The organism is Pedobacter sp. (assembly GCF_040513095.1).
Lineage (GTDB): Bacteria > Bacteroidota > Bacteroidia > Sphingobacteriales > Sphingobacteriaceae > Pedobacter.
Genome location: NZ_JBEVDX010000011.1, coordinates 41,248 through 54,554, shown reverse-complemented (window position 1 = coordinate 54,554; position 13,307 = coordinate 41,248). Strand labels below are relative to the sequence as shown.

8 protein-coding genes and 1 riboswitch are annotated in these 13,307 nt (G+C 42.1%); of the genes, 4 read left to right on the top strand and 4 right to left on the bottom strand.

The annotated features are described in order from the left end of the window. Positions 1-34 precede the first annotated feature (34 nt). Positions 35-134: riboswitch (SAM riboswitch) on the top strand. 65 nt (positions 135-199) lie between these two features. Then, positions 200-1,372: a cysteine desulfurase family protein gene (locus tag ABWY16_RS01710; protein ID WP_353902920.1), complete on the top strand. Its 1,173-nt coding sequence runs from the start codon at positions 200-202 to the stop codon at positions 1,370-1,372. Here the strand turns inward: ABWY16_RS01710 and ABWY16_RS01705 are convergent. The 3 genes from ABWY16_RS01705 to ABWY16_RS01695 all read right to left on the bottom strand — a co-directional run bounded on the left by ABWY16_RS01705 (position 1,323) and on the right by ABWY16_RS01695 (position 4,034). Beyond that, entirely contained in the window at positions 1,323-2,276 is a 954-nt protein-coding gene (locus ABWY16_RS01705; RefSeq protein WP_353902919.1) for a bifunctional helix-turn-helix transcriptional regulator/GNAT family N-acetyltransferase, read from the bottom strand. The genes ABWY16_RS01710 and ABWY16_RS01705 overlap by 50 nt on opposite strands. 130 nt (positions 2,277-2,406) lie before the next feature. Beyond that, positions 2,407-2,694 carry a hypothetical protein gene (locus tag ABWY16_RS01700; protein WP_353902918.1) on the bottom strand — a complete coding sequence of 96 codons (288 nt, stop codon included), beginning with the start codon at positions 2,692-2,694 and terminating at the stop codon, positions 2,407-2,409. 368 nt (positions 2,695-3,062) lie between these two features. Continuing rightward, positions 3,063-4,034 carry a DNA/RNA non-specific endonuclease gene (locus ABWY16_RS01695; RefSeq protein ID WP_353902917.1) on the bottom strand — a complete coding sequence of 324 codons (972 nt, stop codon included), beginning with the start codon at positions 4,032-4,034 and terminating at the stop codon, positions 3,063-3,065. A gap of 329 nt (positions 4,035-4,363) precedes the next feature. Between ABWY16_RS01695 and ABWY16_RS01690 the strand changes: the two genes are divergently transcribed. The 3 genes from ABWY16_RS01690 (at position 4,364) to ABWY16_RS01680 (ending at position 11,206) form a co-directional block, all read left to right on the top strand. Further along, complete coding sequence (locus tag ABWY16_RS01690; protein ID WP_353902916.1) at positions 4,364-5,740, top strand: aspartate kinase; 1,377 nt, start codon at positions 4,364-4,366, stop codon at positions 5,738-5,740. 816 nt (positions 5,741-6,556) lie between these two features. Further along, positions 6,557-9,712, top strand: a complete 3,156-nt coding sequence (locus ABWY16_RS01685; protein ID WP_353902915.1) for a SusC/RagA family TonB-linked outer membrane protein — start codon at positions 6,557-6,559, stop codon at positions 9,710-9,712. Positions 9,713-9,724: 12 nt separating this feature from the next. Beyond that, complete coding sequence (locus ABWY16_RS01680) at positions 9,725-11,206, top strand: RagB/SusD family nutrient uptake outer membrane protein (RefSeq protein ID WP_353902914.1); 1,482 nt, start codon at positions 9,725-9,727, stop codon at positions 11,204-11,206. 360 nt (positions 11,207-11,566) lie between these two features. On the opposite strand, the gene ABWY16_RS01675 is transcribed toward ABWY16_RS01680, so the two are convergent. Beyond that, a complete protein-coding gene (locus ABWY16_RS01675; RefSeq protein ID WP_353902913.1) occupies positions 11,567-13,297 on the bottom strand; it encodes a RagB/SusD family nutrient uptake outer membrane protein in 1,731 nt (576 codons plus the stop codon). Positions 13,298-13,307 lie beyond the last annotated feature (10 nt).

The following is a 13,307-nucleotide window of genomic DNA, read 5'->3' as shown; positions in this document are numbered from 1 at the left end:
TATTTGCTCTTAATAAACAGTTCTTGAATTTATTTACTTATCCAGAAAGACTGAGGGAAAGGCCCTGTGAAGTCTTAGCAACCTGTAATTTACAAGGTGCTAAATCCTTCCGCTGCAAGGCGGATAGATAAGATCGTTTTCCATCTGCCTCTCTGCATAAGTTTATTTATTATTTAATCACCTTTAAAAATTGATGGAAATGAAAATTTATCTTGACAACGCAGCAACAACACCTTTGAGCATTGATGTTTTCCAGGCTATGCAGCCATACTTCTTCGAGAATTTTGGTAACCCTTCATCGGCTCATCATTGCGGAAGAGATGCCAAGACAGCAGTAGAGAAGTCGAGGAGAACAATTGCAGAACTGTTAAATACTACACCAGAACATATTATCTTTACTTCGGGTGGTACCGAAGCTGATAATACCGCTATCCTTTCCGCAGTCCGCGAAAATCAGATCAAACTGGCCATTACATCTCCCTTTGAGCACCATGCCGTACTGAATACATTAAAGACCCTTGAGAAAAACGGGGAGATTGAACTGGTATACCTGGAGCATGACGATAGGGGAAACCTTTCGCTTTCACATCTGGAGCAGTTACTGGCTGCAGGCGAAAAAGCTTTTGTATCTGTAATGCACGGCAATAATGAAGTAGGTAACCTGAATGATATCGATGAAATTGCAGAGGTCTGTAGCAGGTACAGTGCTGTTTTTCATTCAGACACTGTACAAACCATGGGGCAATACCTTTACGATACACAAAAACTTAAAGCTGATTTCCTGGTAGGTTCGGCCCATAAATTCCATGGGCCAAAAGGTGCCGGATTTTTATACAAACGTTCTGCAGCAGCAATCCGCCCGTTTATCAATGGCGGCGCCCAGGAGAGCAGCCAGCGCAGCGGCACTGAAAATGTAACAGGCATTGTGGGTCTGGCAAAAGCACTTGAAATTGCCTACGAAAACAGGGATGCCTACCAGAAACATATCAGCGGTCTGAAGGACAGGATGATCCTTAAACTCAGCAATTCCATTCCGGGCGTACAATTCAACGGTAATTCTGCTCAAAAAAACATAAGCCTTTCTACTGTGCTGAGTGCGGCAATTCCACAAACGCTTACCGGTGCTTCTCCTCTTGATTACCTTGACATCTTTCAGATATGCGCATCTGGTGGCAGTGCCTGCAGCAGCCATTCCGCCGCAGGTTCACATGTTCTTTGTGCTTTGGGCAACGATCCTTCACGCAGCACTATCAGATTTTCTTTCAGCAGGTACAACACTGCTGAAGAAGTAGATTTCGTAGTGGATAAACTGGCAGATCTTTTTAAACTATCACCAGCTCCATTTGAATATTACAACGTTCGTACGGCGTAGCACGTCCTGCGATTTTTTCAAAGCCCAGCTTATGATAGAGGTTGATGGCAGGTTTTAACAGGGTGTTGCTTTCCAGGTAGATTTTGGCAGCACCCATCGTTTTTGCTTTTTGAATGATCGCCAGGGCCAGCAGACGGCCAACATTTTTTCCCTGTGCTTTTGGAGAAACGGCCATTTTAGCCAGCTCGAAATCATACTCAGGATCGTCCATCTTTACCAGCGCACACACACCAATGGGTTCATTGTCGATAAGAGCAACCAGTATAGCGCCGCCTTTCTTCAGGATATATCCATCAGGGTTATCCAGTGCTTTGTAATCGGTTTCTTCCATTTTAAAATACCTGGAAATCCATTCTTCATTGAGTGCCCGGAATGCCTTTTGGTACTCAGGTTTATAATCCACGATCTCAACGTTCCCGCTTTCCCGTTTTTTCCTGTGTTCTTTTACCCTGGTTAATAACGACTTCTGTTCCAGGATAAACTCCCACTCTTCTATGGCTTTCCAGAGGTTGTGGCTGGTTTGCTCCGAGATCTGTTCAATGGCTGATTCCAAATCTGTGTACTGATGCCGGATCTTTTCATGGATCTCATTCCCTTTTTTGGAAAGTTTTATCATGTTCCTTCTGCCATCACTGCTGTCTTTTTTTTCTGTAACCAACCCCTTCTTTGACATCTCGCTAATGATCTTGCTTACTGATGGATGGGAATGCCCGATTTCTTTTGCGATTGCCGTGATTGTCTTTTCTTCTCCCAGAGATAAAACATAGAAAACAGGAAACCATTTAGGCTGAAGATCAACCTCGTATAAATTATAAATATGTGCGGCATCTTCCGTTATTTTTTCGGTAAGCATACGCAGCCTGCTGCCTATGGCTATCTTTCCAGCTTTATCAAAAAATTCCATATCGTTTACGTGTATCTGCTTATGTAATCAGTTACGTAAATTTAGGAAAGCTCTCTAGTTTTACCCGGAAAACTTATTATTTTTAGATTCCAATGACATTTTGGGCAAAGATGACCAGTCAGTTTAGTATCTATGCTTGTGTTGTCTCTGGAAAAAGAAAAGGTGGTTCATCTGCAACCGCTTTAGATGCTATGGACTGATCAGTTGCTACAAGTGTTGATTTATTAATTTTAATATCTTTTGCTAATTTTTTCGCCAGTTGTTTCGACCCTTTCTCAATGTCTTTGTGCAGTTTTTTAGATCCTGTTCCAAATTTAGAAGCGATTTCTTTCAGTTCAATCACTAAACTCGTTCTAATATCTTCTTTCGCTGTTTTTCTTGCTGATTTTATCAGTGATTTGAGCTTGCTCTTTTTCATATATCTTTGCTATTCTTTCAAATATATGTGATATTCATGTTATCATTATATTATATTTATGTTAAGTAATATCATTTTCTTAACATTATATATTAATACATTGCAAGAGATGGTAGCAATTCGTCGATACATTGTATCAGTCTATCCGGAGACATTTCTATCATACCCGGATTATTGACACTTTCGCTGTACAATTAAGAATACAATGAGAAAGCTATTTATTTTGATCGCATTTGTTGCGGTAACTGCGATTATATGTTACAGGGAAAATAATTCGGAACTTTATTTTGCGCTGTCCCTGGCAGCTATTCTCTGCGTTGCGTACCTTATCGGACCAGTATTTTACGTAATTTTCAAACGCAGTCCGGCTAATTTCCGCCTTTAAATTTTTCCACTTCAATGCGGTTCTGTAATGCTTTCGGAAGGGCAGAAAGCAGATCATAACCTGTTGCCTTCTCAATATCCCTTACTGTACAAAGGTACTTCATCCAGTTGGGCGCTATAGCATTGTCATTTGGTGTATCAACGGCAATGATCCTGGTGCCGGCATTGATTCTTTGCAGGTCATTGTTGCCTTCAGGAATGATGACAACTACTTTCCATATATGGGCAGGCACATTGATCTTTCCGTTATCAATACTTTCAAAGTATCCATTCTTTCCAGTCCCGCCACTACCATAACTTCCCATAACCACGTACACTTCGTTGCCTTTTTTTACCTGTGTCCTGCAATAACTTTCCAGATGTTCCCAGGTATGCTGATTGTTGTTTGGTGCCTGAGGGATCATGTTGTTCATCAGAAAAGTTGAAGAATTGGCCGCAGTAGAACTGCTGCGGTCTCCGCTGGGGCAGTTGTGGCCCTTATCGAAACCTGATCCTTTGTAACTTGTATTGCTGACTTCATACCATCCCTCAGGAAGATCTGTGTCTGGTCTGAAATTATTTAGTCGTTTGGTGTTTCCCAGATCTTCTGCCCCGATATGCCAGCTCACCCAGTTTGGACTGCCCTTCGTCCTGCTGTAACTTTCAACATAATACTGCTGATCAATCAGATAGTTTTCTGCATTGACTGTACTGTTTGTTGCCCCGCTGGGGTTTCCCAGTAAAATCTGACTGGCAGTGCTGTCCCTCGTGTCATATATTCTGTTGTCAGTTTTACTGCTACCTGGTATAGCTGGTTCTGATGGGAAAGAGAACTCTGGACCGGCATTTTTTAAAGTTTCTGCAGCCACCCGGCGGCCATACGTATTAAAATCGGTTTGCTGTGACTGCTGACAGCTGATTCCGCAGAGCAATAGTCCGCCAAGCAGGACAGGTAAAAGTATCTTTTTATAGTTCATATCCTCGTTCAATTCCCGTAAAGCTAAATTAAACGAAGAATTATTGGTATTGTTAAAACGTTTTTTTATTCCTGTTTAAAGGTCTTATGAACGATCTTATCTCCTGGCAGTAAAACTAATAAATATTTTATTAAAAAATTAGGATATTACAATAATAGTATATACCTTTAATATTAAAGAAAAACACACACCAAAATAGAAGCCCTGCAGCACAAGCTCAGGGCTTCGCATTTCCCCTTACTCAATTAAGTTGTAGTAATTTGTTTTTAAGATCAGATTACAGCAGATAAACATAGGTTGATCTGGTATAAAATTGATAATTTTATGCCATGTTAACAGTAGAAAAGATAGGTGGTACTTCGATGAGTGCCCTCAAAGATGTCCTTCAAAATATCATTTTATTTGAACGCACAGGCGAACAGCTTTACAACAGAATATTTGTAGTATCAGCATTTTCAGGTGTGACGGACCTGTTGCTCGAAAACAAGAAGACCGGTGCTCCCGGTGTTTACCACCGCATAGCTAAACATCAGAATTTCCACAAACCCCTGAAAGATCTGATTGTTAAATTAAAGGCAATCAATAAGAAATATGCAGATCTTGGTCTGGATCTCGCCGTTGCCGATCAATTTATTGAAAAGCATATCATGGAGGCGCAGACCTATCTGGAAAATCTATCCAATATTCTCGCATCCGGCTATGTGAGCAGGGAAGGTATTTTACAGGCGGCAAGGGAGATCCTGGCATCAATCGGCGAAAGCCATTCTGCCTTTAACTTTACCAATATCCTGCAGAATAGGGGTATCAATGCCAGGCTTGTTGACCTGAGCGGATTTGATGACCATCTTGCCTATACTATTGACCAGCGCATCAGGCATGCATTCAAAAACATTGACTTTGCAACAACCATTTGTATAGTTACAGGATATGCGAAAGGTACGGAAGGAATTATGCGTGAATTTGATAGGGGATACTCTGAAGTTACTTTCAGTAAGATAGCTGAATTCTTAAAACCTGAAGAAGCCATTATTCATAAAGAATACCATCTCTCTACAGCCGATCCGGCATTGGTTGGTATAGATAATTGCATACCTGTCGGCTACACCAATTATGATATCGCTGATCAGCTTGCCGATGTGGGTATGGAGGCAATCCATCCCAAGGCATCCAAGCCATTGGAAATCAATGGTGTTAATCTGCGGATTAAAAATACTTTTGAGCCCTCGCACCCAGGCACGCTGATTACCCGTGAATTTGTGTCTGAACACAAACGGGTGGAACTGATCACCGGTACTGATAAATTACTGATTATTGATGTATATGACCCTTTAATGGTAGGCAGTGTGGGCAGCGACCTGCAGATCATGCAGATTTTCTACAATCATAAACTGAGTTATACTTTCAAAGCTACAAGTGCAAACAGTATCTCCATTGTCATCTGGGAACGGGATTTTGATAAAAAACTGATCAGCGACCTGGAAAGCAAGTTTGAAAAGGTTACTGTTGAAAAAGCAGCTATGGTGTGTTTGCTCGGGTCAAATATGGATCAGCCAGGCCTCCTGGCTAAAAGTGCTTTTGCGCTCACTGAAAATGGAGTAAATATTAAAAGTGCAGGTTTTGCCCTGAGGAAAGTCAATATTCAGTTTTTAGTGGCCCGTGAGGATTTCAAGACAGCCATTATTGCGCTGAATAAAACAATGCAGTAAATAGCTGCTTATAAAATGTACACAGCTGGCGGAGAATTTCTTTCTCCGCCTTTCTTTTTTACGGGTTTTGCACCACCGCCAGGCTTCCAACAGCTATTTGTTCATGAACTATTGGTTAATGCTTCTTTTTAAACTCACATCAGCTTAGATGCCCTGGTATTATTCCTGATGAAATAGCTGAAATTTGTCTGGATTCATTGTGCTGAGGAAGATAATTGCATACATGAACAAATATTTAATTGATTCACGCCAAATAAGGTGTTTTTTTGTTTAAAATTTTGTTAATAAGGAACACTTTTCTTGTTTACGGGAACGATTGCGTAATTTAAATTCCTCGTTTTCTTTGTTTATTTCTCAAGAGTCAGTACTCTTGTTGCTCTTGATGTTTTAAAATTATACTAAGTAATTAAATATAACATCTCTGTTGATAAAAACTAGCCTTAAATATAAATCGGTGGTGGTTTATGAATTATATATGATCATTTGAGGTAAATGTTAGTGAAATTAGTTATTAAGTATACTAATTTAGTAGAATTATAATATATATTTGAAAAATGATCAGACGCGCTCAGCCTCAACTTATTTTTAACCGCTATATGGATTATCATCTGCCCTGTCATTTGATACAAGGATTTGAAAGGTAGAGCATTATCGATAATTTAAATTCCTCAGCCTTTCAGTTCCGAAAGGTTTTTTGTAAAATCCCTAAATCCCCTGCCTATGATATAACCAGAGACAAAGAATTTCAGTAAGATCAGATCTGTAAGAATTCATTCAGAAAAAAACAACTATTAACTATCTAAAACAAAATATAACATGATGAAAAAAATACTCTATTTATTAGTGGTGATTTTGCTTTTTGGCGTTCAAGCCTTCGCGCAAACGCGCAGCATCAGCGGTAAGGTCACCGATTCAGGTGATGGAACTGCGCTCCCTGGCGTAAGTGTATCCACAGGACGTGGTGGACCTACTACAAGGACCAATGCTGCCGGAGAATATACGATAGCTGTACCTTCCAGTATAAAAACTCTTACATTTAGTTTTGTAGGTTATACTGTTCAAACTGTGGAAATTACATCAGGCAGGGCAAATGTGGCACTGGTTTCCAGCCAGAATCAACTGAGTGAAGTTGTGGTATCGGGTTATTCCAGTACCACTAAAAAAGAATTTACAGGGTCGGCAGTAAAAGTAAGTGCTGCGCAGATCGCTAACAAGCCGGTTCAGAGTTTCGAACAGGCGCTTGCCGGACAGGCGGCAGGTGTAAACATTATACAGCCTAATGGTGTGCTGAATAACCCTCCGGTTTTCAGGGTACGGGGATTTAACTCTATCTCGCTGAGTTCATATCCGCTGATCATTGTTGATGGAGTTCCTGTGTTTACCGGAATTACCGGCAATACCTCAACGGTAAGTGCTAACAGTGCCTCGAATAACCCCCTGGGCGATATCAACCCAAATGATATTGAATCAATAGATATTCTTAAGGATGCATCCTCTACAGCTATCTACGGATCAAGGGCTGCGAATGGTGTGGTAGTGATCACCACGAAAAAAGGAAAGCAGGGGAAAACACGTATAAACTATGATGGCTGGGTGGGGATTACCAAGGCTTTCAATTTACCAGAAATGCTGGATGCAGAACAGTATGTCATGATAAAAAATGAAGCAAGGGCAAATACCAGCCCCAGGCTTGATCCTGGTTTTGCACTGCAGACCGATGCGAGTGGCAAAACCGTAGAAACGGATTGGTTTAAGGTTGTGTACCAGACAGGTATATCGCAGAATCACAATATGAATGTTTCGGGTGCCAGCGAAAACACATCGTATTTCCTCTCTACTGGATACAGCAAGCAGGAAAGTTTCATCAAAACCAATTCATTTGAACGCAAGATATTCAGGGGAAATGTTGACCACCATTTATCTAAAGCAATTACTGTCGGAACCAATTTCAGTTACAGTAATACGCTGAACATCGGCCCTAACACAGGATCATTATTAGGGCAGGCTTATAGTACAGGTGGTCTTGCAAGGTTGCCGCTGGTACTTGCACCTAATGTTTCGCCATACAATGCAGACGGTTCTTACAACATCACCTCTACCGGTACTTTAGGTTTGGGTGCAAATACAATTGGAAGTAATTATCCAAATGCTGTTGTATTGCTCGACAAAGACAGGTTTACCTCTAAAAACGACAATATCATTGCGAATGTATATGGAGAGCTGGAAATTGTAAAGGGTTTAAAACTGAAAACTCAATACAGCATCAATAAACTGAATACTGCCAATACAACTTTCCAGAATCCGATTGCCGGTGACGGACAGAGCTTTAATGGATATGCTCTCAATACTTTCGAAGAGTATAACAGGAGAGATTGGACCAATACCCTGAACTATGTGGTTGCCCTGGGTAAAAATCACATCAATGCTCTGGTGGGTCAGGAAGAATACCATACTACCAATGTCGGAACAGGTACAGAAAGAACAAATCTTGCAGATGGTTACTTTAATAACTACCAGGGAAATTTCCTGAATGTGCGTAGTGTTGCAGCTACCGGCAACTTCAATACCGAAAACGGATTCCGATCATTCTTCGGAACTGTAAACTACGATTTTGACAAGAAATATCTGTTGAGTGGAACATTCAGACGGGACGGTTTCTCAGGGTTGTCAGCTAACAATAAGTACGGAAATTTCGGGGGAGCATCTATCGGCTGGAATATCGCTGAAGAGGACTTTTTCAAAAGCAGCAGCCTTGCGGCTATCTTTGATGATTTCAAGCTGAAAGGCAGTTATGGTGTAGTAGGTAATATCGGTGTCAATGATTTTGCATCACTGGCCCTGTTCAACTCGGGTCTTTACGGCAGTACATCTACTGTCTTCTTTAGTCAGGCAGGTAACCCCAACCTGAAATGGGAAACGAGTAAAAAAACGGATGCTGGTATCAGCTTCAGCATCTTGAAAGGACGTATCCAGGCAGATATTGACTATTACAACAACAGTATCGACAACCTGATCCTCAACTCACCTCAGTCGCCATCACGTGGTATCCCCGGCGATCCGGTGAACACCATCGCTGCAAACGTAGGTTCCATGTTCAACCGTGGTTTTGAATTTAACATTACTTCGAAAAACATAGTTAAGTCTGATTTCAGCTGGACGACCAATTTCAATATCAGCACGCTGAACAATAAGGTTACTGCACTGGCAGAGGGTAACGCAGATATTTACGGATCAACTTCAGGTTTAGAAACAGCGAATATAACCAGGGTAGGTTATACACTGGGGTCTATTTTTGTAGTGCCTACCGCTGGAGTAAACCCTGATAACGGACGACGTATTTTTATCAACCGCTTTGGCCGCGAAGTGCAGTACAAGCAAACAGGGGGAACTCCATGGACTTACCTGGATGGTACAACAGCGCCGGCGATAGACGGAACACTTGACGGAAAAATCGCCGGAAAAAGTATCCCTACGTTTTATGGTGGCTTAAATAACAATTTCACTTATAAGGATTTTGATCTGAGTGTGGGTATTACTTTTTCAGGAGGCAACAAAATCTATAATGGTACCCAGGCTACCTTGAGAGATCAGCGTTTCTGGAATAACCATACTGATATACTTGACCGCTGGACTACTCCGGGACAGATCACTGATATCCCTAGACTGGAATATGGAGACAATTATTCAAATGGTTCAGCTATTCCCAATTCATCCAATGTTCAGAACGGTGCCTATGCCAAGCTTAAAAATGTAGCTCTCGGGTATAAATTCCCTGCAGAACTGATTAACCAGGCAGGTATAGCTTCTCTGAGGGTATATGTGCAGGCTACCAACCTTGCGGTATTTACCGGTTATAAAGGCTCGGATCCTGAGGTTTCTACCAATGGTAACTCCAATCTTTCGCCGGGTGTTGACCGTAACGGCGTACCGTCTGCCAGGATATTTACATTCGGACTTAATGTGGGATTTTAATTTTTGACAACGATGATGACTATAAAAAAATATAAAAACAGCATAAGTGCAGCCTTACTTGCATCCATCATGGTGTTTGCCGGTTCATGCACAAAGGATCTGCTTGATCCGACACCTACCACCAGTATTATCGATAATGAAGCATTTGATAACCCTGCGAGGATTTTGCTCCAGGTCAATGGTTTATATGCTGGTGTCAGACATGGCGAATTTTACGGAGGCAGATATATTATATATAACGAGATCCGGGGAGAGGAGTTTATTGTAAATAAACCAAACGGGGTTACCGGTTTAGACACCTGGGGCCAGAATGTAAACTCCAATACCAATGAAGTGGTAAACCTTTGGAGTCGCGCTTATGCAGCAATTAACCGTGCCAACGTATTTCTGGCAGGCTTACAGGCCAATAGCTCAAAAGTAGATGCCACGCTTGCCAGTCAATATACAGGCGAAGCAGAATTCTTAAGGGCATTGTCTTATCTGGCCCTTGTTCAGACCTATGCAAAACCTTACGTTTTTGACAATGGTGCCAGTCTGGGTGTGCCTTTAAGATTGGTTTCTGAAACTACACTAACGGGTGGAGGAACAAATGATCTGGCCAGAAGTACAGTAGCAGAGGTTTATGCCCAGATTCTAAAAGATCTGGATGATGCTGAAGCCAAACTTCCTGCCACTCCGGTTAATGGTGCGTTCCGTGCTTATAAAAATACAGCGATAGCGCTGAAAGCCCGGGTTTACCTTACGCAGGCTAATTACGCACAGGTTGTTGCTGAGTCGGCAAAAATCATTTCTGCATCGGCCCCTTTCCAGGCTCCAACAGGGGGAAGCAGGCTTGATGCCAGTATTGCCAATGTTTTTAATGGTTCTTATACCGGTACGGCAACAGCTTCTGAAACGTTATTGTCTTTCCCTTTTACTACTACAGACGCACCAGGAACACAAAATCAGCTGGCATACTATTTCAATACCACACCTGGAAATGCCGAGTATTACCTGAACACAGCGGGAATCTTTGCCAATCCGGCACTGAGCTCTGCTACAGATGCACGCTCTGCACTGCTGGTAAAAGCAGGATCCCTTACGTATTTAGCGAAATATAAAACACCTTCCCCTTTTACAGATTATATTCCTGTGATCAGGTATGCTGAAGTTTTACTGAATGCTGCTGAAGCCAGCGCAAGAACGGGCAATCTCACGAGGGCTACCGAACTGTTATACGCAGTGAGACGCCGTTCTGACCCCGCCTATACCTTTGCAGCGGCCGATATCAGTACAGCTGCAAGTCTGATCAACACAATTCTCACGGAAAGAAGGATTGAGCTGCTGGGTGAAGGATTCAGGGCTCCTGATCTGAAAAGAACACAACAGCCACTACCTTCAAAAATAGGAACATCAGGAATAGCTCCTGCTGTTGCGCCAACGGCTGCGAATTATATCTGGCCGATCTCGGGACGTGAACTTCAGAGCAACAAATTGATTGTACCAAACCCTTAGTATAAAATGGAAGCCGGTTTTGCATCCACAAAAACCGGCTTTCAGTTATTACCTATCTCCAATATCAATTCCATTATACGTTCTGGAATCAATCATGGATAATCTTGAATGATTGATGTAAAAGTCTGCATAAATCAGGATACTGTAAATCCCCTAAAACGGTGATACTATTTAAAAACAAAAGCCGGTCTGCATCCACAGTAACCGGCTTTTGACGTTATTAACTAACCTATCACCCCGACTCCGGTGTAGTCACCGGAGGCACCCCGGGGAAATCGAAATAAGGATATTTTACGATGTAAACTTCCGGATAAAAACAGGTAGCTGCAATGCCCGAACATGGGGATTATACATCCCCATTTACCAGCCCGGATTCTGTTTAAGTTGCGGATTCAATGTGATTTCACCAGTTGGTACAGGGAATAAGTACATTTTGTCATTCCAGGTACGTGAAGTGAAATTCGGATATACACGAATGTAACTGTTGGCATCTACTACAATACTTGCTACCTGTGAAGCCGGGTATTGTGCTTTCAATGCAGGAGTCAGTTTCATACCCAGGATAGTCTCAGGGTTATTAATCAGTGGACCCGCTTTCCATCTGTGCAGGTCATCAAAACGGAAGCCCTCAGAACCAAGTTCTATCCGTCTTTCCCTTCTGATTTCATCCAGCAATACCGGTATAGCAGGAAAGTCTGATTTAGGGTCCTTTACAAGGCTTGAAATCAGCATATGGGGCATACCAACGCGGTCCCTTAAAATGTTGACCGTGTTGTCTAAGGTAGACTGGGTACATGTACCTAATTCAGCACGTGCCTCTGCCTCTATCAGAAGAGTTTCTGCATATCTGAAGATGAAAAAGTCATAGGTATCCTGCGAAGCTGTCCAGGCAATCTGGCTGTTTGAACGGCCTTTGATCGCCTGATAACCGGTAGACGTATTGGTTGTCCCTATGCGCGGAAGGGTGATGAGGTCTCCGGCTAAAAGGTCAAATCCCCTGGTAGCGATTTGCTGTTTATACCTTGGGTCACGATTGGTCGCTTCATCGTCAGGGGTGTTGTCACCTTTATATAGAGGGCTCAGTGAATAAGGCAAGCCATCAGTGCACAAAAATGATCTTACAAAGTTTTTACTATAACCGTCTCCGCTCTGGCCAAGCTGCCTGTCAATATCACTTGTAAGCACATTAATAATATAACGCATTGGCATAATAGCTTCTGAATTACCCTGGAGTTCTTCCTGTATAAACAGGTTGTAATAATCAGTTTGCGGATGACCGGTATTGTAAATTTTGAACATGCCGGAGGTCATGATCTGCTCAGCAGCATCAACAGCGCCTTGTAAAAATGGGGTGGGGTCCCCTGCGTTGCCAAAATATTTCCTGTAGGTTCCTTCCCATAAGCAAACACGGGCTTTCAGTGCAAGTGCTGCATACTTTGTTAAACGTCCATCCTGAGAAGGTGTAACCGGAATATTAGCTACTGCGAAATTCAGGTCTTTTAAAACAGAATCCATGACCTGCTGATGCGGCATACGTGCACCATAGAGTACAGACGACGATGTATCAGTAATGTATTTGTTTACATAGGGAACGTCACCAAAGGCCTTCACTTTTTTCCAGAAATCATTTGCGCGGAAGAACAACGTTTCGCCCACATAAACATTTTTAGTTGCTTCTGGAAGGTCTGCCTTTGAATAATTCGCCAGGAAAAAGTTGCAAGTCCTGATCAGGGCAAAATTCCAGTTTGTGCCCGTACCGGCAACAGGAGTGGTCCCGGCGCTTACTGCACCTGTACCTGGGAGATCGGTGGAACTTGCTGCCGAAGGTATGGTATAGGTGTTCGCTAAAATTGAGTTGATTGTCTGATTGGCTTTGTCATCAGAATTATCATCCATACGCAGGAAATTCTGAATAGGAAGCGTGTTGTAATACTGGTTGCAGTATAACTGAAGATCCGTTTCATTTTTAAAAAATTTCTGCGGACTGATATCGCTAAGTGGAGCACGGTCAAGATAGCTATCCCTTTTGCAGGAGGCCATAAAGAGCATCAAAGCACATATCGTAAATAATAATATATGTCTATTTTTCATGTGAATATCT